The 26,838-nt window shown below is 41.7% G+C and carries 22 protein-coding genes and 2 pseudogenes; 8 read left to right on the top strand and 16 right to left on the bottom strand.

Going from position 1 to position 26,838, the window contains the following annotated elements; genetic code table 11:
• Both Q5H80_RS06640 and Q5H80_RS06635 read left to right on the top strand, forming a co-directional pair.
• On the top strand, positions 1 to 393 hold the full coding sequence (locus tag Q5H80_RS06640; protein WP_304569312.1) for a hypothetical protein: 393 nt from the start codon (positions 1 to 3) through the stop codon (positions 391 to 393).
• 2 nt (positions 394 to 395) lie between these two features.
• Positions 396 to 1,151: a hypothetical protein gene (locus Q5H80_RS06635; protein ID WP_304569311.1), complete on the top strand. Its 756-nt coding sequence runs from the start codon at positions 396 to 398 to the stop codon at positions 1,149 to 1,151.
• Between the two features lie 206 nt (positions 1,152 to 1,357).
• Here Q5H80_RS06635 and Q5H80_RS06630 read toward each other — a convergent pair whose 3' ends face one another.
• Positions 1,358 to 1,726, bottom strand: coding sequence for a regulator (locus Q5H80_RS06630; RefSeq protein WP_304569310.1), 369 nt, complete (start codon positions 1,724 to 1,726; stop codon positions 1,358 to 1,360).
• 187 nt (positions 1,727 to 1,913) lie between these two features.
• Here Q5H80_RS06630 and Q5H80_RS06625 point away from each other — a divergent pair.
• Positions 1,914 to 2,649 (top strand): annotated as a pseudogene (locus Q5H80_RS06625) (helix-turn-helix domain-containing protein); the annotation flags it as partial.
• 79 nt (positions 2,650 to 2,728) lie between these two features.
• On the opposite strand, the gene Q5H80_RS06620 reads toward Q5H80_RS06625, so the two are convergent.
• The 3 genes and pseudogenes from Q5H80_RS06620 to Q5H80_RS06610 form a co-directional block, all read right to left on the bottom strand.
• Positions 2,729 to 4,519: an NACHT domain-containing NTPase gene (locus Q5H80_RS06620; RefSeq protein ID WP_304569309.1), complete on the bottom strand. Its 1,791-nt coding sequence runs from the start codon at positions 4,517 to 4,519 to the stop codon at positions 2,729 to 2,731.
• Between the two features lie 156 nt (positions 4,520 to 4,675).
• Positions 4,676 to 4,976: pseudogene (locus Q5H80_RS06615) on the bottom strand (type II toxin-antitoxin system RelE/ParE family toxin).
• Complete coding sequence (locus tag Q5H80_RS06610) at positions 4,964 to 5,209, bottom strand: prevent-host-death family protein (RefSeq protein ID WP_304569308.1); 246 nt, start codon at positions 5,207 to 5,209, stop codon at positions 4,964 to 4,966. Before Q5H80_RS06610 ends, Q5H80_RS06615 begins: the two are co-directional and overlap by 13 nt.
• Positions 5,210 to 5,443: 234 nt before the next feature.
• Here Q5H80_RS06610 and Q5H80_RS06605 point away from each other — a divergent pair, with 234 nt between their 5' ends.
• The 3 genes from Q5H80_RS06605 to Q5H80_RS06595 all read left to right on the top strand — a co-directional run bounded on the left by Q5H80_RS06605 (position 5,444) and on the right by Q5H80_RS06595 (position 8,335).
• Positions 5,444 to 6,043, top strand: a complete 600-nt coding sequence (locus tag Q5H80_RS06605; RefSeq protein WP_304569307.1) for an outer membrane beta-barrel protein — start codon at positions 5,444 to 5,446, stop codon at positions 6,041 to 6,043.
• Positions 6,044 to 6,596: 553 nt separating this feature from the next.
• Entirely contained in the window at positions 6,597 to 7,271 is a 675-nt protein-coding gene (locus tag Q5H80_RS06600; protein WP_304569306.1) for a hypothetical protein, read from the top strand.
• Between the two features lie 461 nt (positions 7,272 to 7,732).
• Complete coding sequence (locus Q5H80_RS06595; RefSeq protein ID WP_304569305.1) at positions 7,733 to 8,335, top strand: DUF2971 domain-containing protein; 603 nt, start codon at positions 7,733 to 7,735, stop codon at positions 8,333 to 8,335.
• A 148-nt stretch (positions 8,336 to 8,483) separates the two neighbouring features.
• Here Q5H80_RS06595 and Q5H80_RS06590 read toward each other — a convergent pair whose 3' ends face one another.
• The 3 genes from Q5H80_RS06590 to matP form a co-directional block, all read right to left on the bottom strand.
• Entirely contained in the window at positions 8,484 to 8,792 is a 309-nt protein-coding gene (locus tag Q5H80_RS06590) for a hypothetical protein (protein ID WP_304569304.1), read from the bottom strand.
• 104 nt (positions 8,793 to 8,896) lie between these two features.
• The gene (locus Q5H80_RS06585; protein WP_304569303.1) at positions 8,897 to 9,205 is read right to left on the bottom strand and encodes a DUF3634 family protein; all 309 of its coding nucleotides are present in this window, start codon (positions 9,203 to 9,205) and stop codon (positions 8,897 to 8,899) included.
• A gap of 23 nt (positions 9,206 to 9,228) precedes the next feature.
• Positions 9,229 to 9,684 carry a macrodomain Ter protein MatP gene (gene matP / locus Q5H80_RS06580; protein WP_009846670.1) on the bottom strand — a complete coding sequence of 152 codons (456 nt, stop codon included), beginning with the start codon at positions 9,682 to 9,684 and terminating at the stop codon, positions 9,229 to 9,231.
• Between the two features lie 189 nt (positions 9,685 to 9,873).
• On the opposite strand from matP, the gene Q5H80_RS06575 reads away from it, so the two are divergent.
• Both Q5H80_RS06575 and fabA read left to right on the top strand, forming a co-directional pair.
• Complete coding sequence (locus Q5H80_RS06575; protein ID WP_304569302.1) at positions 9,874 to 11,526, top strand: Lon protease family protein; 1,653 nt, start codon at positions 9,874 to 9,876, stop codon at positions 11,524 to 11,526.
• 70 nt (positions 11,527 to 11,596) lie between these two features.
• Positions 11,597 to 12,112: a bifunctional 3-hydroxydecanoyl-ACP dehydratase/trans-2-decenoyl-ACP isomerase gene (fabA, locus tag Q5H80_RS06570; protein ID WP_010440782.1), complete on the top strand. Its 516-nt coding sequence runs from the start codon at positions 11,597 to 11,599 to the stop codon at positions 12,110 to 12,112.
• Positions 12,113 to 12,380: 268 nt separating this feature from the next.
• Here fabA and rmf read toward each other — a convergent pair whose 3' ends face one another.
• The 9 genes from rmf to Q5H80_RS06525 form a co-directional block, all read right to left on the bottom strand.
• Positions 12,381 to 12,554, bottom strand: coding sequence for a ribosome modulation factor (gene rmf, locus Q5H80_RS06565; protein ID WP_009846667.1), 174 nt, complete (start codon positions 12,552 to 12,554; stop codon positions 12,381 to 12,383).
• Positions 12,555 to 12,716: 162 nt separating this feature from the next.
• Positions 12,717 to 14,426 carry a DUF3466 family protein gene (locus Q5H80_RS06560; RefSeq protein WP_304569301.1) on the bottom strand — a complete coding sequence of 570 codons (1,710 nt, stop codon included), beginning with the start codon at positions 14,424 to 14,426 and terminating at the stop codon, positions 12,717 to 12,719.
• Positions 14,427 to 14,435: 9 nt separating this feature from the next.
• Positions 14,436 to 16,352, bottom strand: a complete 1,917-nt coding sequence (locus tag Q5H80_RS06555; protein ID WP_009846664.1) for an ABC transporter ATP-binding protein — start codon at positions 16,350 to 16,352, stop codon at positions 14,436 to 14,438.
• Positions 16,330 to 16,548 (bottom strand): glutaredoxin family protein, encoded by a 219-nt coding sequence (locus tag Q5H80_RS06550; protein ID WP_009846663.1) that lies wholly within the window; start codon positions 16,546 to 16,548, stop codon positions 16,330 to 16,332. The genes Q5H80_RS06555 and Q5H80_RS06550 overlap by 23 nt, the downstream gene beginning before the upstream one ends.
• A 67-nt stretch (positions 16,549 to 16,615) precedes the next feature.
• Positions 16,616 to 18,736: a bifunctional 23S rRNA (guanine(2069)-N(7))-methyltransferase RlmK/23S rRNA (guanine(2445)-N(2))-methyltransferase RlmL gene (gene rlmKL / locus Q5H80_RS06545; protein ID WP_304569300.1), complete on the bottom strand. Its 2,121-nt coding sequence runs from the start codon at positions 18,734 to 18,736 to the stop codon at positions 16,616 to 16,618.
• A gap of 509 nt (positions 18,737 to 19,245) precedes the next feature.
• Complete coding sequence (locus tag Q5H80_RS06540; RefSeq protein ID WP_304569299.1) at positions 19,246 to 19,800, bottom strand: cell division protein ZapC; 555 nt, start codon at positions 19,798 to 19,800, stop codon at positions 19,246 to 19,248.
• A gap of 271 nt (positions 19,801 to 20,071) precedes the next feature.
• Positions 20,072 to 21,082 carry a quinone-dependent dihydroorotate dehydrogenase gene (gene pyrD, locus Q5H80_RS06535; protein WP_009846660.1) on the bottom strand — a complete coding sequence of 337 codons (1,011 nt, stop codon included), beginning with the start codon at positions 21,080 to 21,082 and terminating at the stop codon, positions 20,072 to 20,074.
• 329 nt (positions 21,083 to 21,411) lie between these two features.
• The gene (locus Q5H80_RS06530; RefSeq protein WP_304569298.1) at positions 21,412 to 26,253 is read right to left on the bottom strand and encodes an NAD-glutamate dehydrogenase; all 4,842 of its coding nucleotides are present in this window, start codon (positions 26,251 to 26,253) and stop codon (positions 21,412 to 21,414) included.
• A 228-nt stretch (positions 26,254 to 26,481) separates the two neighbouring features.
• A complete protein-coding gene (locus Q5H80_RS06525) occupies positions 26,482 to 26,700 on the bottom strand; it encodes a DUF2835 domain-containing protein (RefSeq protein ID WP_004733645.1) in 219 nt (72 codons plus the stop codon).
• Positions 26,701 to 26,838: the final 138 nt, after the last annotated feature.

Genomic DNA, 26,838 nt, shown 5'->3' with positions numbered 1-26,838 from the left:
ATGAAGAGTCACGATTTTGCAAAACAATTAACACTTATGGCTAAGGTCCTTAAGAACGGACCAAATGTAGAACTAGACCAATTAGACATAAACAATTTCGGGAGCGTATCTTATATTGAGCCGACAGTTGAGCAGAATGATATTCCTCGCGCTTTAAGCATGCTCGTTGGGTTGAATAATGTACAGAAATCTCAGTGGCTTGCGTTAATCGAGGAATATAATATTCCTTTAGAAATTCGTAATCGTGATGCAACCAGAGATATTATTGGGAAACTATTAAACTACCTTTCTAAGAATAAAGAGGCTCGCGAACAATTATCTGGGAAGAAAACTAAAAAAGTATCGAATTCTTCTTCAGAGCTAGCTGATGCTCTTAGCATATTGTTGACTTAGATATGGACTCATTTATCAAAGAGATCGATGTTAACTTCGAAGTTTTTTTCAATGAAGTACAAGTTAATATCGACAATGTTATTCAAAATAACAATTCGGATAAAGATCAGTTTAAGCTAAGTTATCGCCGTTTGGTTTCCTATCAAGCTTGGATGAGCGAGATTTTGGAAAAAGTGACTTGTGAGGAATCATTATCATTTTTCATTGAAGCCCAAAATGACGCGCTAATGTCTCACTCCCTAGCTAGACAAGGTTCTTGGCGAGTTGCCTTGATGTCTCTTAGAAGCTGTATAGAGAATACAGTATTTGGACTTTATTACATTCAGCACCCAGTTGAATTGGAGTTGTGGACAGAAGGGAAACACAAGTTAGGTTTCACTGAGACGGTAAACTACTTGTCAAAGCACCCAAAGTTTAACTCTACGAATTCGACGATCAATGGTATTGAAACACTAAAAGCTGAATACGCGACTTTATCAAAAGCAGTGCATGGTTCTTCAAAGCTATTCAGAATGACTAAAACAGGTCAGATAGAGGGCCTTAATGTTGCTTCTCCGAGTGACTTTGGTAGTTGGAGGACGCGCGAAATATCAGTACTTAACTCCTTAAATCTAATACTGCTTTGTTTTTTCCAAGATGATTTAGTCGGCGCTGCCAATAGCAATTTACGCAAAGCAATTAGTGTAGCAATTAATCAGAGCAAGTTTCCTTTAATAAAGAGTGAGCTTAAGATTAACCTGATTAAACCCACCCCTTAAGCTACTGAGACATATACACTTATAAAAAAGCCGAACCCACTCGCAATGGGTCCGGCTTATACTCCTTGATATGCTAAAGGAGGACCGACTAACTCGATTAAGGATCATGTTTGCAGTCAAAGTAACTCTATCAATAAAGAGCTGTTTCGTATTGATTAGCTTACGTCTATTTTACATAGCTCGTACAAAACCAGACTTTTTTTATTCTACTTCTTGATATTGGCTATCGCCCTAGCGAGCCCCAACAAATATGTTGATGTTTTGATTTCCAATTCTGACTGAATCCCCAAAAGCGCTATTCCTGCTAATATTTGCTGTGGCCTCACGACTTGGCCTGTCGGCAGCTCCATACTGTCATATAACATTTTGAACTGTTCCCACTCATCACTGACGCTGAGTTCCCGACCTTTTGCCATACGCATTAGCCTTTTACACTCTGGCGGTATTGGTTTGCCTTCATCCCACCCCGTGACGGTTCTCACAGTTTTGAAACACAGTTCAGCGACCTCTTCCTTAGTCATTTGGCACTCTAACTCTCGAAAAATGTAATTCTTACTCATTTCGCGATACTTCAATGATAAAACCTCTAAATACAAGAGGTTGAACTGATTTTATAAGATATGCACTATTAAACATAATGAGACATAATGCGCAGTTGTCTTGTTAGAGCAATTTAGTAATGTCCGGTTTAAGCCATTTTAAAATCTCCTCCTAAGCTTACCTATATTGGTCTGTTTAGGAGTTATCCGGATGCTTATTACTATGAGTGAAAAAGATATTCATCGATTCAAGGTTCTGACTGACGTACGTGAAAAACGACTACGCCAAGTTGACGCTGCTATCATTTTGAATCTGTCTGCGCGTCATATCCGACGTTTGGTAAACAAACTTGTCTCTCTTGGCGCGCAAAGTCTTACACACGCAGCGCGTGGCCGCCCAAGTAATCGACGCTACTCAGAACATTTCAGAATTGAAATACTGAAACTTATCCGTGAGCATTACTCTGACTTCTCACCAACGTTCGCTCTGGAAAAACTGACTGAACTGCACAATCTGGCCGCTTGATGAACCTAAGATTCAGCGAGACGGAATCCGCGTTTGACTACATGTTGGCGACGCGTGAATACCTCGACGCGCACGGTAAACCCATCGCATTTTACAGCGACAAACATTCCATATTTCGAGTGAATCAGGAGAAACACAAACAAGTTGGCCAAACCCAATACGGGCGCGTGCTGAAAGAGCTGGCGATAGAACTCATTTGTGCCAACAGCTCCCAAGCCAAAGGCCGTGTTGAGCGAGCCAATCTCACGTTACAAGACCGGCTGGTTAAAGAGATGGCTTACAAGGCATCAACACCATCGAGCAACTCAACGCCTGGCTTCCCTACTTCATCGCCGATTTTAACCACCGCTTTGCTAAGCCCGCTCAATACCCGAAAAACATGCATCGTCCGGTTCGAGAATCCAAGCAAGAGCTCGACGATATTTTCAGTTTCGTGGTGGCCGCCAATAGTAAACACAAGTTTAAGTAGCTAAAGGCCCGATAGATTCGGGATTTACATCTCATGCCTTTATTTAAAATGGCAATATCTCATTCATCGTATCATCCGAATGAGCAAGTTCAGACTCTAATCTAAGCACGTCCTGCTTGAAGTGTGTTTGTTCAAATTTCTCTGAGAGAAAATCACATAAATCTTTTTTGTTTTCCAAATAACCAATTAGAAATTCAATCTGTACAACAAAGTAATTATCTAAAGTTTGGAATTTTTCATAATCACTTTCATCACAATAAGAAAGCATCTCTGCTATCTCGAATGAAATTGAATTTATAAACTCATTTAAACTACTTTGAGCATATTCGGCATATTCGGGGTACAAAGAGTTAATGAGAGTATCTTCCCAGAATGTTTGGACTAAGTTTCCTTCTTCATTAACGAGCACCTTAGTGTTAACACCTATAAGACGTGATAGCGAACCAAAACTTATTGATATATTGTTTTTATCATTTAGGGATAGCACACTTCTCTTGTAAGGAATAAGGAAGTATTTGGTGTGGTTTCTCTCATCAATTGTTCCTAGGAAGTTAAGTACGTTTTGCCATTTCCTAAATTCATTGATATCAAGTACCACTTTACTATAAAAGCTTTGTTTTTTTTCTTCATTCAACCGCTGTATAAAAACGGCAGAAAAATACTCTTGTATACTCTTATGTGTGTATGAGTAATAGTCGAATCCATCGCTAACAATCAAAGCGGTGATGCTCGATATGTCGCACATTAAATCATCTTCTAGATTATCGCCGAGCCTCTCTAACTTTGATGCTGACTCCAAGTATTGACGGAATTGCCCTGCTGAAAATCGAGTATTGTTCTCATGTAATGAAAGGAAGCTCAAACTATCGAATACTTTTTGCATTTGATAGTCAGTGAGACCCGAGCGTCTATGCCTTTCAAATCCCACTTTCATTCTGTCGTGCCTATACAGCATAGTTGGAAAAATAAGACTGTAGAATTCAGAAAGACTGTCAGGTTTAAATTGCCTTGCGTTGTAAGTTATGAAAAACAAGGTTAGCAGGAGTGGTGAAGTTGTAACCTCAGATAAAAACGGACTGCTAAGTAAAAGATTTTTTATATTCTCAGATTCTGTAGAATTTTTGTAAAGGTGATCAATAAATTCAGTTTGGACCTGAATAGTCATTGGGTCCAACTTCACCTTTGAAAAATAAATAGTCCCACCCATTCCTGCATTTGGTCTTGAGCTCACAACTAGTCGCAAGTCAGGGAAGGCTCTGGCTAACGCTTCAAGGTCTCGAGCTGCCTTATTTTTTTTATCGTTGGGGATTTCGTCAAAGCCATCCAAAAATAAGATTACGCTTCCGTTTTTAGCAATGTAATCAAAAACGGAAGTTTCAATCGGAACCCCTAACTCATTAATTGCCTCAATAATTTCTATTTTGAGGGATTTAGAGTAAGCGAGGTTCCTGAACTCTATAAATATAGGAATGTAAGAGCTGCTTTCACTTTCATTGATGCAAGCTCGCCTAAGGAGCAATGATTTTCCTTGCCCAGGCCCACCTTCAACTAATACATGTTTTCGACTAAATTGAGTAAAAGTCTCAATTTTATCACCGTCACAAAGAGTCGCGTTTTCGAAAAAGATTCTATCTAGAGGCTCTATTGAGTCTGGGTTTAATATTGTTTTAACATACCCAACCCTTTTAGACCTTTCTCGGAACGTTTTTAAATTCCTTTCAGATAAAGTTTGTTCTATTTTTTTACTTATAGCCCCGCCGGATGACTTAATTATTTTACGGGCTAAAGCGCTCAACCCCCCCGTAACAGCGGCTCCTACTATTTGGTCTAACATGATGACTCTAAAGTGAAGTATTTGTTATATTTTACCTATTTTTCATATTTACTAAACATGCATTCACCACAAATTAAAAAAAAGGCGAACTCAATCAATGAGTTCGCCTTTTTGCATCGTAAGCCACGAAATCAATCGCGAGGTGGCATAACATCTTTACTGTTTGCTCAGCAAAAATCGGCGTAAATCTCGCTCCGTGCGCATAACAAACAAGATGTAGACCATCTCACCTTCTTGTTTGTAAAAAACACGACAAGGATTGACCACGACTTCACGATAATAGAGTGCGCGAGCTCGGGAGGCAGGCGTCCAGATTCAGGAAAGTCGACGAGGCGTTCAACTTTGTCGAAGACGTTTTGAACGAGTTGTTTGCCCGCGACTAAATTTCAAGGGCAATGTATTCCACGATATCGTTAAGGCCCACTAATGCGGGCTTACTCCAAATCACTTCAGCCATTTTGACATCTTGTTCTTAGCTTCGTCATGACTCAGAACCTTACCTTCAAAAATGGCGGGCTCACCACGTGGGAGCCCTTCCAGGATAGCCAAGCGATTTTGCTCGTCAACATCCACGAGATACGTAGAAGGTTTGCCATGCTCGGTGATCAACGCGGGCTCTTTTGTATCGTGTAGCTCGACAATGATTTTGATCGCTTGACGCTTAAGGGAAGTTCCAAGCTCGTCTTGCATGAGAATGACTCCAATAGAAAACTAAAGTGATACCATTGTATCCCTTTTACATGTGTTGATTGGTAAATATAAAGCAATATGGGTGCAATCGAATCATGTTGCTTCTGTATTGATGTTTATATCGATAATAAGTTCATAAAATCAGATGGTTAAACAAAACCATTGTTAGTTTAAAAGCTCTACATTTGGTAAGGTATTCAAGGAATCAATAACTTATTATATAAAAGGCTTAATATGAAAATCGGTATGGTTGCCCTATCACTATTCACCGCTTTTGGCATGAGTTCATACGCGCTTGCTAATGAAAATGACACAGCAGCTAAAGATCTTGGTCATTTCTATGCAGGTGTAGATGTCGGATTTTACAATGAAACCGAATTAGAATACCGCGGTAGCAAAATTGAAGATTCTTCTGATCTAGCTGACTTGAGTTATAACTTAGTTGGCGGTTATGAGTTCAATACACACGATGTAGTAAAGCTGGGATTAGAAGCGGAGTACCGAAAAATTGGTAAAGTTAACTTTGCTCAAATGATGGATATTGAAGGCCAAGCCTTCTTCATGAATGTTAAACCCAAATTCATCGTTAAAGGCGACGTCTTGGATTTGTATGTCTCCCTGTTAGCAGGCGTTGGATCTATTGATACGGAAGTCAAAGCCTTTGGGCTCTCAGCTTCTGAATCTGAGGCCGCTTACCAAATCGGTGGAGAATTTGGCGCAATAATTACCGATAACATCGACGTTCATATCGGTTACCGCTCTGCACATATTGAAATAGAGTCCATCGATGTTTCATCCAAAACAGCATACATTGGTGCAAGATACCATTTCTAAAGTTCCTTCAATGGCTAGACCAATTTATTGCGGTCAACTAGCCTAACATTGCAAATAGTCCGATCTCTTTGAGGTCGGATTTATCATTATTGGTTCACTTCCTTTACATTGCTTCCAAATATAGACCTATCCCTCCACCGATATAAAGTTACGTTGCAACTTATTAAAAAAACCAGCGCTATTGCAAGATAAGATAAGTCACTCAAACAGGCTGCTATTTCGGGTTTGAAGGTGCTTCACCTTGGTAAAGCCGTCACTTGTTTACAAGCTGTATAAAGACACCCTATTCCATGAAAAAACAAAACACACCAGAAGTTGATCAACCTGTTATCGATGCTAGAGAAATTCAAACGGACAAAGACCTGTATTAAATCCGATTAGCATAAGTCGTACAGAGCTTGACTGAGAAACGCCAAATGCACGGCCTTACCACCCATTAAAGCAATCAATATAACTAATTGAGTAGTTAAAATAACCATTTTAAATCAATGATATAAAAATGGTCGCAAGTTTAATCTATACTCCGCGCCTAAATTAAAACGGAGCCGTTACTTTGCAAACAACCAATTATCAAAAGCAAGCGATGATCTTATTTGCACTATTAACAATTGGGTCGGCTTTCGTTAACGCTTACGGGATGGTCGCAACCATTAGTGAGCAAATCATATCCTTCATTTCATCGCTTATCAGTTATATTGTCATCGTATCTCTGTTCTTAAGGTTCACGAATGTGGACGTGATTAATTCTAAGTATCGTACCTTGATAGGTGCGAGTTTTGTTTGCATCACCATCTTGGAGAATATTTACCCAATGGTAATGTTCAGAAGCCAAGTGCTTACTAGAGAGTACTACGTTATTTTTTCGATTAAGCTAGCAATCAATAGCTATATAGCGAACGTGATAGTGCATGAAACCAATGTACTTGGCCAGTTTCTAAAGGCACCATTATTAGATTCTATACTAATGAAGATCAAAGCACGTTTAGATTCAAAAGCGGATGCGAGTCGAGTATATAAAAAGCTCTACCCTGTATTAGAAGTGCTTCTTGAACAAGGCTATAGTTTTGATTCACAAGAAGTTAGTAGGATTGTAAACGTGTTGGGAGAACTACCCGCAACAGGAACAAAACGCAAGAACTTCGCCAAGTTATATTTAAAAGATGAAATCACTTTACGTAAATTACCTCATGACCCTTCACACTTCGAAGGCCAGTCCCTCTGGCATTAATCTCTTAGAAAAACACTACCGATGTTCATGTGTAATTAGTTTAGAACCCTTTGAAGCTTAATCGATTGATATTTATCTAAGTTATCAAGTGATAAGGAGCTATCTGATTTCACTTTTTACACACCAAACCAATTGAATGAACCAAACCCCATAACACCGCATTCGTGATCTAGAAAACTCCCTTTACTAAATTCTCCTTACGAACACTCGATGCTGAATTTAGTCAAAACAAAAGTTACGTTGTACCTTATTTTCAATAAGGCTAACTAACACTGCGCTTACCCAATGCTCTAGCACAAGATAAATCACTCAAACAGGCTTCTATTTTGTGTTTAAATTTTGATCTATCAAGCGGTTATATGTTTTAACTTGGTGATTAAGCAAGCAAATGCTATGCATTCAGGTATGAGTTATGAATTAAAATGTTAACATCAGACAATGTTGTAAACTAGGTGTTTGATATGTTACCTAAACTTTATAAGTTCAGATCTCTTCACGATAGAAACATACAGTCGATATCCGAGTGTTCGTTGTGGTTTGATTCCGCTAAGACCTTTAATAACCCTTTTGAATCTCATCACCTGTTCAACAAAGAACTTCAGAACGACTTCAAGGTTATGTGCTTCTCTCAATCGAATGACCATCCAATACTTTGGTCTCAGTATGGCGATAACTTTAAAGGTATGTGTATTGAGTATGATCTTAACTGTTATCACGGTGAGGCAGATCTCAATTGCTTTGAAGTTCAGTATGCTGACAACCCAAGCATGCTTAGTTCTCCTTCGCTAGTTGAGTTAAAAGCATCGAAATTAGCCGCGAGCGTACTTGGAATCAAACATTCAAACTGGCGTTACGAAAAAGAATATCGCTGGGTACTGCCCAATGAAGAGATTATTGGCAACAAGCTGTATCTGAATAAAGAGTGTATAAGCTCTGTGATTCTCTCAGAACACGCTCCTGCCGATAGGAAACTAAAGGTACTGATGACTTGCCAACACCTCGGCATCCCCGTTAAACACGCTGTCGCTAAACAAGATTCGTGTACATTTGGCACCTTCTGTTAAATAGAATGAACACTCTACTAGACATATTTCTCATATCAAGTGACAGTGCAACAAACCAACATCTAACTCAGATCACCGTAATTCACTCGTTTCATTGGCATTTTAAGCAATAATATTAATGCCATTTAGTTATAGTGCATTACCTTGGTCAGTTTGTGATATGAAGTCGGATGTATTTCTCTGGGAAACTGTATTTGAACTGTTTCTTTGGTAAGTGCTGTTTCGCCTGTCTACAAGCTTTACTATCGCCGGATGTTCTCACTCTCTTGATTTTTGTATAACCTTTGGAGTGCTTCATTTCAATCATCAGGTCACAATAACCATCGATTTCAACATTGCTCTTTTTTAGGCCTTTCATGACCGTGGCTTTGATCTTTTTAGCTACGGGATTAACCAATGCATCGTCGGGAAATACGACTGGGGATGAAAAAAACAACAAAAGGGTTAGATATCTCATACTGTTCTCCTTTATTTGAACTGAGAACAGTATGACGATGGTTAAGACAAGCGAAGAACTAACTTAGTATGAAGGTTGACAAGATAAGACGTAATTCTCGACAATTACGCCTTCTTTGAGCCTTTAGATTTGAAGCCGTTGTGTGGGAATACATTACGAATACGTTGTTGCACGCTCTTAGGTACATCCTTTGTGAACTTGAGATTATAGCCAGAACGCTTTGCGTACACTTTTAATTCACCTTTAAAAGTGTTGTTGTGGCCAATCTCTTGAAGGTTGTGCTTAAAGCTGGGTGGAAGATGACCGTTAACTTGTTCGATCGCCCCATCGTTAAATTTGATTTTCAATACCGGCCTATCAACCGCGACTAACCAAAAAACCAACGCTGCACCAATTAAGATTACATACATCATAATGTCACCACTACTGTTGATGATTATTTATCGTCAGAAAGGAGCTTACTTAAATCTTCTTTAAGATTGGTTACTGTCTTGCTGGCCTGTTCACTACGAGATGCTTCGCTCACCAAATACTCGATGGCATCTGATAGCGTACAACCTAGCTCGTTCGCACGCTGGGATAGCTTTTCCCATACACGATAATCAAGGTCGATTGATTTCTTCTTGGTGTGAACTTGTTCAGCATTAAAGTGACGCTTTCGCTTAGCTCGGATCGCTTGCTTAAGCTTGTTATCGAGCTCAGGAGACATGTTGTCAGATATCCACTCAAGAACGCCCGTTGGTTGGTGTTCAAGCTTCAATAAGGCTTGTACAGCAACGTCAGCTTCACTTGAATCAATATGGCAGGTGATCGACTCGCCTTCTTTCCATTTTTTGACCAGATAGTTCCATTTCCAACCACATTCCAAGTTTTCAAGTTGCTGATATTTCATGTCTAATCTCGAGAGTTAATCCTAGTGACAGCGTAACCCAAAATAGGCTATTTAACAATTGTTGTCTTGAAAGAATAGACCAAGATCATACTTATATTAGCTTAGTGATTAGTAACTACAACATAGAGCTACAAGCGAGATCGGTTTTTCTATATACTCCCTACCTCATTATCATAATCAGAAACTTAAATGACTCTAGTAGATTGGCGACATGTTACGCCTCAGTACGACGAATATAACGCTCAATTAGAGCAATTCCCTGACATCTCGCCTTTCCCATTTTCAGACATTCAACATAGATTCAACGATGCGCTAACCCGCTTTGTCCGCTTGTCTAATCTTTCGCGTGTTTTACTTGTCAACGCTCCGGACAATTCGATCTATCGTCAAATGATTGTTGAATCTTTAGTTACTGCTTTAGATGATCACACGTTACCAGTAATTAAAACTGAGTCTTTAAATGCTGTCTCTCTGTTTGACCAAGTTCAATCAAAAGACGGCCAAGTCGTTGCGACAAAGCCAGGCTTACTGGCTAGAGCGAACAATGGCTACCTGATTGTTTCAGCCAACTTGATTCTAGCAAACCCGGGAAGCTGGTTACTGCTTAAATCTGCACTTCTTGGTGAGGCCGTAGAGCCCATCAGTAGCAACCCTGAACATTTAAACCAATCTCCATCTTTACCGCTTACCTACAATATTAAGTTGATTGTGGTTGGAGACCGAGCTCAACTCGGCGATCTTGATTACCTAGACAGTGATATTCAAACCGGCTTCTGCCTATTCAGTGAAATTGAACAAGACATAAAGCTAACAGAAGAGACGTTGACTCAATATCTTGGTTACCTTAAATGGCTCCAACAACGTTATGAACTGCCAAACATCACGCAACAAGCTGTGACAGGCATTCTTACTGCTGGAGCAAGAGAAACTGAAGACCAAAGTTATATACCGTTATGCCCGATTTGGCACAATGCGTTATTGAACGAAGCTTTGATTGAAGCCGACCATGGTGAGATTGATGGTCACCATATTCAGCAAGCACAGCAACACAAATACAACCGCGAATCTTACTTACCGGAACGTGCTCTTGATGATATTCGAGATGGCCAAGTTATTATCGAAACCGAAGGTGAACAAGTTGGACAAGTTAATGGCCTGACGGTTATCGATGTACCAGGACACCCAGTATCGTATGGTGAACCAGCCCGAATTTCATGTGTTATCCACTTTGGTGATGGTGATATTGCCGACGTTGAACGCAAAGCGGAACTCGGTGGTAACCTTCACGCTAAAGGCATGATGATCATGCAAGCGTTTGTAAGCAGCGCGTTAAACCTTGAAGATCCGTTGCCATATGCTGCTTCTGTTGTGTTTGAGCAATCATACTGCGAAGTTGATGGCGATAGTGCTTCTCTTGCTGAGCTTTGCTCTTTGGTAAGTGCTTTGTCGGAATACCCTATCAATCAACAAATAGCGGTAACCGGTGCTGTCGACCAATTCGGTCGTGTACAAGCAGTTGGTGGGCTAAACGAGAAAATCGAAGGCTTCTATCATGTGTGTAAACACAACGGGTTAACTGGCGAACAAGGTGTGATCCTTCCAAGATCTAACTTAAGACATCTTGCTCTGAAGCCAGACCTAATTGAAAGCATCAAAAACAAAGAATTCCATATTTGGTCTGTCTCTAATGTAGATGAAGCTATTCCTCTTATTATGAACAAACCATTTAGAGACGATGAACAAGAAAGCGTTCTGAGCAAAATTGCGGAACGTATTGAAAACTTTGAAAGACATGAGCACCCTATTGGAATTGTTGGACGCATTAAAAACTGGTTTGTCTAGTACTCATCGGACTTGTTTAGCGTACACCTGTTCACTAATATGCACCTATCAAAAATTGGAGTAATTGATAATGCAAAACAAACGTGATTCTTACACTCGCGAAGATCTTCTAGCATCAAGCCAAGGCGAACTATGGCCTGAAGGACCTCAACTACCAGCACCGAACATGTTGATGATGGATCGCATCACTAAAATGTCTGAGACTGAAGGTGATTTCGGTAAAGGTTTGATTCTTGCTGAACTGGATATTACTCCTGACCTATGGTTCTTCGACTGTCACTTCCCTGGTGACCCAGTAATGCCTGGTTGTCTAGGACTTGATGCAATGTGGCAGCTTGTTGGCTTCTACCTTGGTTGGGTTGGCGGCAAAGGCAAAGGCCGTGCTTTAGGTGTAGGTGAAGTGAAATTCACTGGTCAAATCCTACCTACTGCGAAAAAAGTGACTTACGAAATCCACATGAAGCGTGTTGTTAACCGTCGCCTAGTTATGGGCCTTGCAGATGGTCGCGTACTTGTTGATGGCAAAGAGATTTATGTTGCTAAAGATTTGAAAGTTGGCCTTTTCCAAGATACTTCAGCATTCTAATCTAACCATTTGATTAGAATAAATAACGCAGCTAGATTTTAATAAAGCAGCCCATGGCTGCTTTATTTTCACTCCAATAAATTTAGTTATAGTGCACTAAGGTATCCCGTATTAAATTTGAAACAGGATAAATCCACCAGCGATACACTTATGATAGCGAAACTAGAATGCTAAATAGCTCTGGGAATCTTTGTATTGTTCTGAAACTAACAAGGCTCCACTGCTGTACAACAATGGAGCCTTGATCTTTGAATATGTTCCGCCCTATCTATTTATAGAGACCTGATTGCTTATCACCTTTGGCGTCACGCCAACCACCTAACCAATAAGACCGAGAATCCATTTGGCTATATGGGCAAGCTTCTTGTGACCTACCGTTTATACCAGCTTTGTAGCCTTGAGATTGTGCTCGTTCTAGTCGATCACGCTTTTGTCTCTTCATAGTGCAGTCCTCATACGGGTGTTCTATTTACTAACATACAATGATTACAACTTTGCGGAGTTTTTGTGACTCCAACTTTAAGAATCGACCAGTTTTTCACTTTTCTCAAGGCGAAAAAAAAGCCCGAATTCAGAATTGTGAACTCGGGCTCAAGAGATGAAATTATTTAAATTTTCTACGGAACCCTAATAAGCCGAGTACAGTCAAAGCGAACCAACCTAAGCTACCGCCTTTACGATCGACCTTTGCTGTATCAGTACTACGAGCTTGGATATCACTCTTACCTTTACCTTCGATAGGAATCAATTTAACCGCAACAACCTTTTCAACCGCATTAGACGCAGCACCGCCACAGTATGAGTTGTGAGACGTTGTATCGTATGGTTTAGGTGTGCCGCCAACAACACATTTGATAGCAGTCGCAGAGATAACACCCGCATCGTTGATGCCTGAAGCATCAATGATTCGGAACTTGTTGTTCTCTCCAGAAACGTTGCCATCATTAGTTAGATCGTCTAGCCACCAAGCTTTGTTCTGAAATAGATCAATTCTTGATGGGTCAGTACCAGTGGCTTGATAAGGGTAAATAAAGCCACGGTGTCTGCGCTCACTGCCATCAACTTCACGCGTTGTTTCAGCGTCTACTTGACCAACAATTTCATTGAAGTTGTTAACTGCTTTAGCTTCACCACTCGAACCAGCAAAGAAGATACCACCCGTTAGGTATGTCGCTGTTGGAGTCGCAGCTGAAGCATCAGTCACAACGAACATCTTGCTTCCCGCGCTACCACTTTCAGGTACTCGACCATTACGCTTAGAGTTACCAATAACAAACAAGTTTTTGTTGATATCGGTCGCTACAGAGTTACTGTATTTGTAATCGTTAGACGAGTTAGAGTTGACCTTAGCGCCTTCAATTGATTTAGTCGTCCAAGTATTCGTGCTGTCAGCTAAGTCCAAAGATTTACTGATGAATACCGATGCATTCATATCTTGTAGGTCACCACTACCATCAACAGTATTGTAGCCTACGCCATAAAACTTAGTATCCGATTCGGCAATTGAACGCATGCTACCTTGAGCATAGTAATCGCCTTGTCTAGCAGTTCCACCACGAGTCCAATCGATTGACTTGGTATTCGTACCATCCCAAATAGCAGCTTTTGAACTAAACACAGGATCCGGCGTTGACGTGTCCGTAATGGTTTCACTAGTAGACACACTACCTACATTGTAAACAGTACCATTACTCGCCGTGATAGCTTTCCATGCACGAGTCTCAGAAGATCCTGCAGGCTTGGCTGTCGTTGTAAACATTGCATTGTTTCGGATGGTTCCCTCAGACTTAACACCTAGTGGGTTGGCATCTTTATCTAGAGAGTTGATCACTGTATTGCGAGTATCGAGTATTGCCCCGCCTTCTATAAATGCCTTTGCATTTACATAACTCAGGTTATTTCTTTCCTTAGCCCAAGTATCTTCCCAGCGAGTTTTCGCCCAGCTTTCACATGTGGAATATCTTAGTTCACGGTTACAATAGTTTTTGAAGTCATCGAACTCTTGTAAATATTGGAAGACCGCGTCCATAGCGAAAGGAACTTCTTCACGGTAACTAATAGCTTCAACTGAATTACGTGTTTCACCTGCTAGCTTAAAGCTATCACAAGCGACACCACCAATAGTACCGGTGGTAAAACAACTTTCAGTTCCGGTAACCGCCGCTGGTTGAATCGCGACACCAAACGTTTCAGAAGCTCCGACAATAGAGCTAGGAGCCGCGACTTCAACTACCTTGTACAGTGCAGCATTCGCGTTAGTTGCAGCCAAAACTAAGGCTGCAACTGTTGTTAATTTAAATTTATTACAAGTCATGATTACTTCTTAACTTTCCTGTTGTAGTGCCTCGAGCTCTTCCCAGCGCTCGAAAGCAACTTCAAGCTCCTGCTCTGCTGCAGATAGCTTATCTAATACTGGTTGTGTCTGCTCTACAGATTTTGAAAAGAAGCTAGGATCGTTGACTTCTTCCTGAAGAGTTTCAATTTGAGTTTCCAATTCTTCCAAACGCAAAGGTAGCGCTTCGAGTTCTCGTTGTAGCTTATACGATAACTTCTTAGCTTTAGCCTTAACTGGCGCAGTTTTGGGAGTTTCCTCAACTACTTTCTCTGGCTTTGATGGCTTTTCAACCTGTCGGTACTCTATAGCCTGCTTTCTTTGTTGCTGAGCATCGTGGTAACCACCAACAAATTCTTCAACAACGCCGTTGCCTTCAAAAATCCAACTTGTCATAACCGTGTTATCAACAAACTGTCGATCGTGGCTCACTAAAAGAAGCGTACCCTGATAGTTGGCAAGCAAATCTTCTAAAAGTTCCAAAGTTTCGATATCTAGATCGTTGGTTGGCTCATCGAGAATCAATAAGTTATTCGATTTAAGGAAAATACGAGCTAATAACAAACGGTTTTTCTCACCACCAGACAATGCCTTCACTGGAGTGCGAGCACGTTTAGGAGAGAACAAGAAATCTTGTAGGTAGCTCAGTGCATGGCGCTCACGGCCGCCTACTGTCACTTCTTGCTTACCATCCGCCAGATTGTCAATTACTGACTTCTCAGGGTCTAGGATTTCACGGTATTGGTCGAAGTAAGCCACTTCAAGTTTAGTACCACAATGCAGACGGCCTGAATCGGGCTTCAGCTGATCAAGCAGCAGTTTAAGTACGGTACTCTTACCACAGCCATTAGGGCCGATCAGAGCAATACGATCACCACGCATAATGTTGAAGCTGAAATCTTTAACAATCTCTTTGCCTTCAAAGCCAAAGTTAAGATTCTCTGCTTCAAATACAATCTTGCCTGAACGTTGACCATCATCGATCTGAATAACCGCTTTACCCTGCACTTCACGACGATTGATGCGCTCTTCACGCAACTTCTTAAGTGCACGTACACGGCCTTCGTTACGCGTTCGACGAGCTTTAATGCCCTGACGAATCCACACTTCTTCTTGAGCAAGCTTTTTATCAAATTCAGCGTTCTGCATCTCTTCGACACGTAAGGCTTCTTCTTTCTCTAGCAAGTAGTTTTCGTAATCACCAGGGAACGAGCTTAGCTTGCCGCGATCAAGATCAACAATGCGAGTTGCCATTGACTTGATGAAAGCACGGTCATGCGAGATAAAGATGATTGAACCACGGAAGTCTTTCAGGAAGCCTTCTAACCATTCAATTGTCGCAACATCTAGGTGGTTAGTCGGTTCGTCGAGTAGAAGCACGTCTGGGTCACATACAAGCGCACGAGCAAGCGCCGCTTTACGTTGCCAACCACCAGACAAATCGGTCAGTTTTGTTTCAGCAGTGAGTTTAAGCGCCGCCATTACGTTACTTACGCGATCTTCGAAACGCCATGCGTTGGCATGATCCAACTGCTCTTGTACACGAGTAAGACGATTTAAGTTCTTTTCGCTAGGGTCAGTACCAATGAGATCCAAAAGATCATGGTAGATCTTCAACTGTTCGCCAATTTCCGCTAGGCCACCAGCAACGTAATCATAAACGGTGCCTTCTTCATTACGTGGTGGATCTTGCTCAAGGCGAGACACAACCACATCTTGTGTGATTTGCATCTTACCGTCGTCCATGATGATGTTCCCTGACAGGATCTTCATCAATGTCGACTTACCCGCGCCATTGCGCCCTACTAAACACACACGTTCGTTTTCTTGCAGTGCAAAGTCCGCACGATCTAATAACGGGTGATCGCCAAACGCTAATTGCCCGTTATGAATTGTAAGTAATGCCATTCTTTTTTAACCAATCATTAAGTTCTAACAAGCCAAATGGCCAGTTAAGCTCTGAGCTTTGAGAAAAGTCAGAGCTTTCAAATTTGAGCACCGGAATAGTGACCCCGTAACGGGAAAAGAGCTCATCATCAAATGCAATGTCGACAACGTTGACGTGATGGCTAATGTTTAACTGTTCCGTGAGTTTGAATGCCATCTCACATAGATGGCACCCTTCTGTACTGTAGAGAGTCAGCACGCTATATCCTTATACAATCTCTTAATTACTTATGTGTAATCAACCAGCAGTTATGAATGTGCTTGTTACGAGAGAAGTCCAATGGAAGTGTTTTAGCTGAGATGTTCTGAGCTTTGAGACCTAACTCTTCTAGGCCTTCTACATCCATTTTGAAGTGACGCTTGTTGTTAGAGAACACAATCGTGCCTTCTTCACGAAGAAGACGCTTTAGGTTTTCCATCAATTGAATGTGATCACGCTGAACATCAAAAGATTGATCCATACGTTTAGAGTTTGAGAACGTTGGTGGATCGATGAAGATCAGGTCGTAAGAACCCTGCTCTTTAACCAACCACTGTAAGCAGTCAGCTTGAACAAACTGATGTTGACGACCAACACGGCCATTAAGCTCCATGTTCTGCTTTGCCCACTCAAGGTAGGTATTAGACATATCAACGGTTGTTGTAGAGCGTGCGCCACCCACAGCAGCATGAACAGATGCACTGCCTGTGTAAGCAAACAAGTTAAGGAAATCTTTACCTGCAGCCATTTCACCGATACGACGACGAGTGATCTTATGATCTAGGAACAAGCCTGTATCTAAGTAGTCATGAAGATTAACAATCAGCTTAACGCCGTATTCGTTCACTTCTAGGTTAGAGGAGTCTTGAGCCATTTTTTGATATTGAGAACGGCCTTTCTGCTTCTGACGAACCTTAAGAACCACGTTGTTTGCTTCAACGCCAGTTACTTGAATAGAAGCACGGATGATATCGGTTAAGCGACGTTTTGCTTTCTCTTCCGGTACATCTTTAGGTGCTGCGTATTCTTGAATCACTAGGTGACCTGGGTATACGTCAATCGCTACATTGTATTCTGGTAAGTCCGCATCGTAGATACGGTAACAATCCAATTGCTCTTTCTTAGCCCACTTGCCAATTTTACCGATGTTCTTTTTAAGACGGTTTGCGAAGTCTGGGGCAATAAGTTGCTCTTGTTCACCCGTTGGACGCTCTGACATCGGACGATCTGAGATTGAGTAATTCTTTTGGTGACACGGTAACGCACCATTATTCAATTTGAACTGTTTGTCTGCACGCATACGTAAGCAGCTAAGCAGTTCGTCTGAACTAGAGAAGATAGACGCGTTACAACCGCCAAATTCCGCTTTAAGTTGTGCACCGAATGCCGTGTAAAGTGCAATCAAACCCGGTTCTGTGCCAAGACGCTCACCATAAGGTGGGTTAGAAACAATCACACCATCAACAAACTCTGTAGGACGCTTAAGCTTTGCAGCATCGCCTACTTCGAATTCAATCAGCTCTTCAACACCAGCACGACGAGCATTGTCGCGCGCTGTTTTGATCATGCGCTCGTCATTGTCGTAGCCATAGAACTTACATTCTACTTTCTTAACGCCACGACGACCTTGAACGTTCGCTTCAGCTTTCACTTCAGCCCACAGTTCTGGTTCAAAATCTTCTAGTGATTCAAAACACCACTTCTGGCGTTTGACACCTGGAGCCATGTTCGCTGCCATCATTGCCGCTTCAATCACTAACGTACCCGAACCACACATTGGGTCTAGGAAAGGCTTAGTCGCATCCCAGCCACTACGAAGAAGAATCGCTGCAGCAAGAGTTTCACGCAATGGTGCGCGGCCTGATTCTGGGCGGTAACCACGTTGGTGAAGACCGCTACCTACCATATCAACACCAAGAATCGCTTTATCACGATGTAAACGAACGTGAATACGAATATCTGGATTTTCTTTGCTGATAGACGGACGAGGTAAAGACTTTTTCTCAAAGCTATCAACAACGGCATCTTTTACTTTCATCGCACCGTATTGGCTATTACGGATTTCGTTGTTTGTACCGTTAAAGTCAACAACAAAACGCTTAGAGCTATGGAATTGATTTACCCAGTTAACCGCGGTGGTTGATAGGTACAAATCCATGTCGTCCATACAAGTGAATTCAGAAAGGACACGTACAAATCTAGAAGCCAAACGACTCCATAAACAACAACGATAAATTTGCTCATTGGTCGCTTTGAATTTAACACCTGCTTGAACAGGTTTTGCATTTGTAATCCCTAGTTGGGTTAGTTCTTCAACTAATAAATTCTCAAGGCCGTTTGAGGTAACCGCTAGATATTGATTCATAGTGTTCTTTTATTGATAAAAATTAGCTCGATTATACCTGAATTTGTTATTAGAGCATCACACTAAACTTGTCTTTTCATTGAATCTTTCGACTAACTGGCTAGCAAATACACAGTCATGAAGCGATCGCTTACCCACATCCCCTTAGAACATAAGACTTATCGAATCAGCACAATTTATGACCAAACATCGACCAATGCGGCGATGTGAATTTATATTCACCCTAAAACTGGTATACACCAGAGTTAATTTAAGACTGAAAGTTAGCTACAAAAGCACAAAAACAGGGAATAAAGGGAGGTAATTTACACTTCTGGCGATGAAAATAGGCAGAAATTAAGATGAAAAAACAGTCACAAGTTCACTAATTAAATAGTTAACCGGTGATGTATTTATCTGGATAAGGGGTTTTAGGCACAAAAAAATCGGCTATTGAGCCGATTCTAAGGAAGGTTTGATAGGTTTATGCGTTGCAATGTGTGTTAGAAATGATGAATTAAACTGGGGAATTAACCGACCATTGCAATATGTGTATGATGAAAATGAAGAATAGAGTTCGCGTCTACCATCCTATCGTGCATCACCTTAATCGAGTCTCCAAAGCTTAACCCTTTTGAAGGTGTGAGCAGAAACTCTTCTAAGTCGACAAATGCACATAGGCTCGCACACTCTCCCACTTCTAATACAATGAAGTAACCTAGGCTATGCTCGTTATTCATTTGTACGATATCCCCTTCTTTAGGAGAGTCGTGGCCAGCGCCTTGTGAATCGAAGAACCAACTTTTAGGCTGTACAGGCTTGTGGAAGCGCTTTGCTGCCACACAATATAGTGCGAGTTCAGCTTGGCGAGGCTCAGACAGTTCTAAGCCAGAAATTTGTTCTTTGAAGGTTTGGTATGAAGATGCGTCATCAACGGTGAATTCATTATCTCTAAACGCGCAGTCTACCAGCTTATTGCGGACCAGATTCGTTTTGAAAATCATATCCTCTCCGAGGTTTAGCATTAATGAACATTGCTGCTCATCGTAATACCAACTCCATGTATCGCTAGGTTTAAGCATCATTTCGTCTCACACTGTTGAACCATTCCATTAGGTAAAACGCAAAATTACCTTCAATTACAGTAATTTTACTGAGCAATAGGCAAAAAAAAAGAGGAAATGAATTCCTCTTTCTTATCGCTTTTCTCTACAACTCAGTGAGTTACAGTGTCTCTTTTAGTAAGACGATGCAAAATTATAGCTTTCCTAAAATAACCAAATCTTTTTGATAACTCTGTTTATATAAGCACTGGGTTTATAAAAGCTAGATTTATAAAAGCTTTGGTTTTCGGGGCTATAAATTTTTAACGATGTCGCCTACAAGACCTGGGCCTTTGTAGATGAAACCAGAGTAAACTTGTACAAGCTTCGCGCCTGCCATCATTTTCTCTTTCGCAGCAACATACGAATCAACGCCACCTACCCCGATGATCGGTAATGCGTCACCAAGTTCTTCGTGAAGTTTACGAACCACTTCCGTACTGCGAGATTGAACAGGACGTCCACTTAGGCCACCCGCTTCATCGCAATGTTTCATGCCTTCAACGATTGAACGATCCAATGTTGTGTTTGTTGCGATTACACCATCGATCTTATTTTTGATCAATGATTCACAAATTTGGCTAATTTCGTCATCACTTAGATCCGGAGCAATCTTAAGAGCAAGAGGAACATATTTACCATGCTTCTCTTCTAGTTCAGATTGTTTCGTTTTAAGTTCAGACAATAGATCGTCTAGAGCTTCGCCGTATTGTAGAGAGCGAAGTCCTGGAGTATTGGGTGAAGAGATGTTCACAGCAATGTAACCAGCGTATTGATATACCTTCTCCATACAGATCAAGTAATCTTCAGCGCCCTTTTCAATTGGTGTGTCTTTATTCTTACCGATGTTGATACCTAAGATGCCGTCGTAGTTCGACTTCTTAACGTTCTCAATAAGATTGTCCACGCCTAGGTTATTGAACCCCATGCGGTTGATGATACCTTCAGCTTCAACAAGACGGAACAGACGTGGTTTGTCATTACCTGCTTGTGGACGAGGAGTCACCGTTCCTACTTCTACGAAACCAAAACCCATTGCGCCAAATGCATCAATACATTCGCCGTTTTTATCTAGGCCAGCAGCTAGGCCAACTGGGTTTTTAAAAGTAAGACCCATGCATTCTACAGGTCGATTAGGTAATTGTTGGCGATACAAAAGATCAATAGGAGTGCCTGTGAAGCGTTTGAAATTTTGAATTGCAAGATCATGTGCCTTTTCGGCATCAAGTTGGAAAAAGCCAGTTCTGGCTAGACGGTAGAGCATTGTGCCTCCGATAGAAAAAAGCCCCGTGTAAACGGGGCGATATTATTTACTTATTTACCCAACTATTCAATCTATTACTGTCTGTAAGGGTAAGATAATCGAGTTTGTTAGCGAATGAGGTTCTTTATTAAGCAAACGTTATCGTTTCTGCAGTCAGTTTACTCATTTCTAGTCTCTACCATATTACAGCCACCCACTCTTTTAACAACAAACAAGGTGTCCGTCGAAGTGGGTCCGTCAACAATCGTTAGACCTACTGATGCCACTTTATAGAAACGAAAAAGGCAGACCTTATGGCCTGCCCTTGTGTCTTTCGTTTTATCTAATCACTAATCTGTCGACATGCAATTTAGATTTAACAACATCAATTCACGCAGTGCTACTGAGAACTTGGCAAACTCATGAACCGAGCCCACTTTGAATTCATTGAGGATACTTTCCCAACGATGTAGAGAAACAGAGTTACTTTCCATCCAATCATCAAGCGCTTTAATCACATCGATGTCTGAAGCACAACCGCAGTTAAGCACTTGGCCAGTTAGCTGACGTTGCTGCCAATCCAGATCTTCTCTGAATGCTGCACGCGCTAGTGCTTGCCAGTTGTTATCTACAGCTTGACCATTGATTTGCTTCAAGAACCAGTGCAGAGACAAACGATCGCCAAGGTTGAAGTAAAGCTTCGACGCTTGTTGTACTGTTTTACCCGTCTCACGAGCTACTGTGGATATATCCAGTGCCGAGTACAAGCTAGACAAACGCGCAACCGAATTAGCCAACTCAGCGTTTACGCCTTGGTCAATCCATAGCTGTGCCATTGCGTTATGCTCTTCTACTTCAGAAGCCACTAGGTTTTCATCCAGTTTCTCTGTGATAGTAAGAACATCACCTTGGTAAAGTTCAATCAGTGCTTTCACTGACTGTTTACCGCTACGGTTTCTTAGCAACCAACGAGCCAAGCGACGAAGTGTACGGCGAACATGGTAGATTAATTCATATTGAGCTTCAGAACTTGAAACATTGTCCAGTTCACGGATGCTCTTCAGAACTTTGCCAAGACCATAGATTTCACGTGATGCCGCGTAAGCATTGGCAATATCAACAATATTCGCGCCCGTCTCTTCTTGCAAACGAGTAACGAAGTTACAGCCCATCTCGTTAACCATTTGATTAGCCAGTGCCGTCGCAATGATTTCAGAACGTAGTGGATGATTATCCATGTGCTGAGAATAGTTACGACGTAACGCTGTTGGGAAGTACTGCATAAGCTGTTGAGCATGGAATTCATCATTAGCGATATCATCACTAACAAGATCTTCTTTAAGCACCATTTTTCCGTAAGCGACAAGTACAGAAAGCTCAGGTCTTGTTAGGCCTTGGCCCTGTTTTTCACGCTCGAGCAGTGTTTCGTCATCTGGGATGTATTCCAAACCACGATCCAAGTACCCTGCTTTTTCCATTGTATGAATAAAGCGGATTTGCTCTTTTACTAAACCAACACCTTGATGCTCAGTAACCGAAATAGACTCAGCTTGACAATATGCGTCGTCTAGAACGATTTCGCCAACTTCATCTTCCATCGATTCAAGCACTTGGTTACGTTGCTTAACGGTTAGATCACCATTAGACACCAAACCATTCAAGAAGATCTTAATGTTTACTTCATTATCCGAACAGTCAACACCACCAACGTTATCAACAAAGTCGGTATTAACTCGGCCACCCGTCAGCGCGTATTCAATACGACCCAGTTGAGTCATACCCAAGTTACCGCCTTCACCAACAACTTTAGCTTTTAGGTCACGGCCATCGATACGCAGCACGTCATTTGCACGGTCACCTACATCTGTATGAGTCTCGTTTGAAGACTTAACGTAAGTACCGATACCACCATTCCAAAGAAGATCAACCTGCATAGACAAGATCGCTTTGATCAAATCATTCGGTGCCATTGATGCTTTCTTAGTACCCAGCATTTTCTGAATTTCAGGCGTCAGAGAGATAGACTTCGCTCGACGAGAGAAAATGCCACCACCTTGAGAAATCAGGTCTTTGTTGTAATCTTCCCAGCTTGAGCGAGGTAGATTAAACAAGCGCTCACGCTCTACCCAGCTTGATGCTGATTCTGGATTCGGGTCGATGAAAATATGCATGTGGTTAAACGCAGCTTGCATACGAATATGCTTAGACAACAGCATGCCGTTACCAAACACATCGCCCGCCATATCACCTACACCGATAGCGGTGAAGTCCGTTGTTTGACAGTTGATGCCCATTTCACGGAAGTGACGTTTAACAGATTCCCAGCCGCCTTTCGCCGTTATTCCCATAGCTTTATGGTCATAACCGTTAGAGCCACCAGAGGCAAATGCATCGCCTAACCAGAAATTGTATTCAGCAGATACTGAGTTTGCTAGATCTGAGAACGTTGCGGTACCTTTATCGGCGGCAACAACCAAATACGGATCATCTTCATCGTGACGAACAACGCTCTTAGGTGGAATAACCTCACCTTCAATGATGTTGTCTGATACGTCTAGTAGTGCACGGATGAAGCGCTTGTAACAACGTTGACCTTCAGCGAAGATCTCGTCTCGGCCAGACATAGTGTGCTGACGCTTACAAACGAAACCACCTTTTGCACCAACCGGTACAATTACTGTGTTCTTAACTTGTTGTGCTTTAACTAGGCCTAGAATCTCAGTACGGAAATCCTCTTGACGATCTGACCAACGTAAACCACCACGAGCGACTTTACCGCCACGTAGATGCACACCTTCAATGTCTGGTGCGTAAACGAAGATCTCAAACGCAGGAACCGGCGCTGGGATATCTGGGATCTCGCTTGGTCTCATTTTCAGAGCCAACCAAGGTTTAGACTGTTTGTTGTCGTCTAACTGGTAGTAGTTAGTACGAAGCGTTGCTGTGATCATTTCCATGTAACGACGAATGATACGATCATCATCCAAGCTTTCTACATGATCCAACTGTTCAGTGATCTTCTTAATAAGATCTTGTTGGCCTTTCGCGCTACCCTTTAATTTAGGATCAAAACGCTTGCCGAATAAGCTCACTAACCCTTTCGCTAGATCTGGGTAATGAGACAATGTGTCTTCAATGTATTGTTGGCTAAATGGGAAACCCACTTGGCGCATGTAACGCGCATACGCACGTAAGATTGAGATTTCACGGCCAGAAAGAGCAGCACCCAATACCAAGCGGTTAAAACCATCGCTGTCTAATTCACCCTCCCAAATCGCAGCAAAGGCTTGTTGGAATAGATCGCGCGCTTCACGAAGATCAATCGTCTTGTCACTCTTATGCAGCATCGAGAAATCAAGGATCCAATAAGTCACCCCATTGGTCTTGCGTACTTCATAAGGTGATTCACCAATAACGCGCAGGCCAAAGTTTTCAAGCATTGGCATAACATCAGACAGGTGAATCGGCTCATCACTGTGGTAGAACAGCTTCAAACGAACAGCTTTAGAGTCTACTGCCTCTTCTTGAGGACGGTAGAAAAGCATACCCAGTTTGTTGTCTTCACTTAGTGCTTCTAGACGCTCGATGTCTGCAACAGCAGAACCAGGCATCATGTCTTCTTTGTACGAACGTGGGAATGCACGCATGTACTCTTTCGATAACGGAAGACCTTTGCTCTCACCGAAGTTAGCAACGATTGATTCAGACAGGCGGTCATCCCACGTAGACGATACTTCCATTAAATTTTGCTCAATTGTTTTCACGTCCACATCCATGTTGTTGTTATCAACACGAACAATATAGTGCGTTCTTGCCAGTGGGCTTTCAGAGAAGTATGTCGTGAATTCGACCTCTTCTTCGCAACCGAAATACTGCTTCAAGATGCGTTGGGTTTGACGACGAAGTTCGGTATTGTAACGATCTTTGGTAACGTAAACCATGCAGCTAAAGAAACGGCCAAACGGGTCTTTGCGAACAAACAAACGCAGAAGATCGCGATCTTGCATTTGAACTACGCCAGTACCGACTTCAAGCAGTTCTTCTTCACGAGCTTGAAGCAGTTCATCTCGCGGGTAGTTTTCTAGAATGTTGTGCAGTGCTTTGTAAGAGTATGAACCTTCACGGTAACCACTCGCGTCTAAGATACGCTCTACTTTCTCGCGAACAAGAGGAATCGTTTCAACGGTTTGGTTATAAACGGCAGAGGTGTAAAGACCAGTAAAGCGGTGTTCACCAATGACTTTACCGTTCTTATCGAACTTCTTAATACCAATGTAATCATTATAAGCTGGGCGGTGAATGCGTGAAGCCGTGTTGCCCTTGGTTACGATAAGTACATAAGGCTTTTTGGCTTCAAGACGTGCCGAATCAGAAAACTCAGACAGCTTAACGTTACGCACACGATCTGAATTCGCAAACAAACCAAGACCTTGCTCCTTGGTCGGTTGTAGTTCTGTGTCGCCATTTACAGAAACAAGGTCATATTCCTTGTAGCCCATGAACGTAAAGTTGTGCTCGCCTAACCAACGAAGAAACGCCAACGTCTCATCAAAACGTTGACCGTCTACAGGAATGCTTTCTTTTTGCTTTTCAACTTGATTCGTTACTTCCTCAAGTTTTTCAACCATCTTCAGCCAATCGTTCACGACTAAACCAGTATCGGTAAAGATATCCAGTAGCTCCGTTTTGAGCGCTGTCATTTCAGCTTTGCTGCTAAGACGGTCTACTTCGATATGGAAAAGCGATTGGAATGCACCTTCGTTATTGCTAACGCCGACAACACTACCCTTATCAGAGCGAGAGATTTGTGTTGGATTGTGAAGCATAAGGTGAGAAGAAAGGTCTAGGCGAGTCAGCGCCATTTTTACAGAGTCTACAAGGAATGGGCTATCTGGTACGACTATCTCTACGATAGTGTGAGTAGATTGCCAACCTTGACGACTTACTGTCGGGTTAAAAACACGAACAGAGATTTGGTCAGCTTTCTTTTCATTGATGTGATGCCATAAGCTAACTACAGCACCATATAAATCGGATTCGTTTCTCTGAGTTAGATCGTCGTGAGAAACATTACTAAACAAATGTTGAGCAAGTTGAGTTACGAGAGGTCGATGAGCAAGGTCAAGTTTGTCTTGAATCAGTTTGTAAACTTTTTCAAGTAAAACTGGAACCACAGTTTCACGTGCGGTCATAGTCACACTCCACAATTAGAATTTTATTTTATTATTAGGGGGCTTACTTAAGCTAGCGTTTGAATCAAGCCTTCAAGGCCAGTTCTACTAACGAGTTAAGCAAAGGTAATGCATTTATTTATTGTAAAAGCATTATTGATAAATAGTTAATTGTTTTAGAGGTGGTAAGAGGTGAAATGTTTGATTATGTGATTAAGATTCCCTTTAACTCACTAGGCACGCCAAGCTTTACAGAGCTTCCAACTTAATAAACTTATTTTTTTGGTCAGTTGTTAACCTAAACTGTCCTCTAACCCCTATTTGTGTAAGAAATGGTCTGAAGCGAGTTGCAGGTAGCTGTAAGCGCAATCCTGTTGTTGTTATCACTTGAACTTTACTTGCTGCACCCGAGTAGCTAGCCAAAAACTGCTGATATGAGATGTTAAGTTGGAAAATATAGCGATTCATACGATACCTGTATAAACATACAGTGCCGGTGTTTTTGGCACTTAACGATGTCTGAAACTGAAACTGAAACTGAAACTGAAACTGAAACTGCTCTAGCTTATCGAAAATTCGATAACCCAGAAACAAAAAAAACAGTGG

Source organism: Vibrio sp. SNU_ST1, from assembly GCF_030563405.1.
Classification (GTDB): domain Bacteria; phylum Pseudomonadota; class Gammaproteobacteria; order Enterobacterales; family Vibrionaceae; genus Vibrio.
This window is presented reverse-complemented; position numbering and strand designations above follow the sequence as displayed.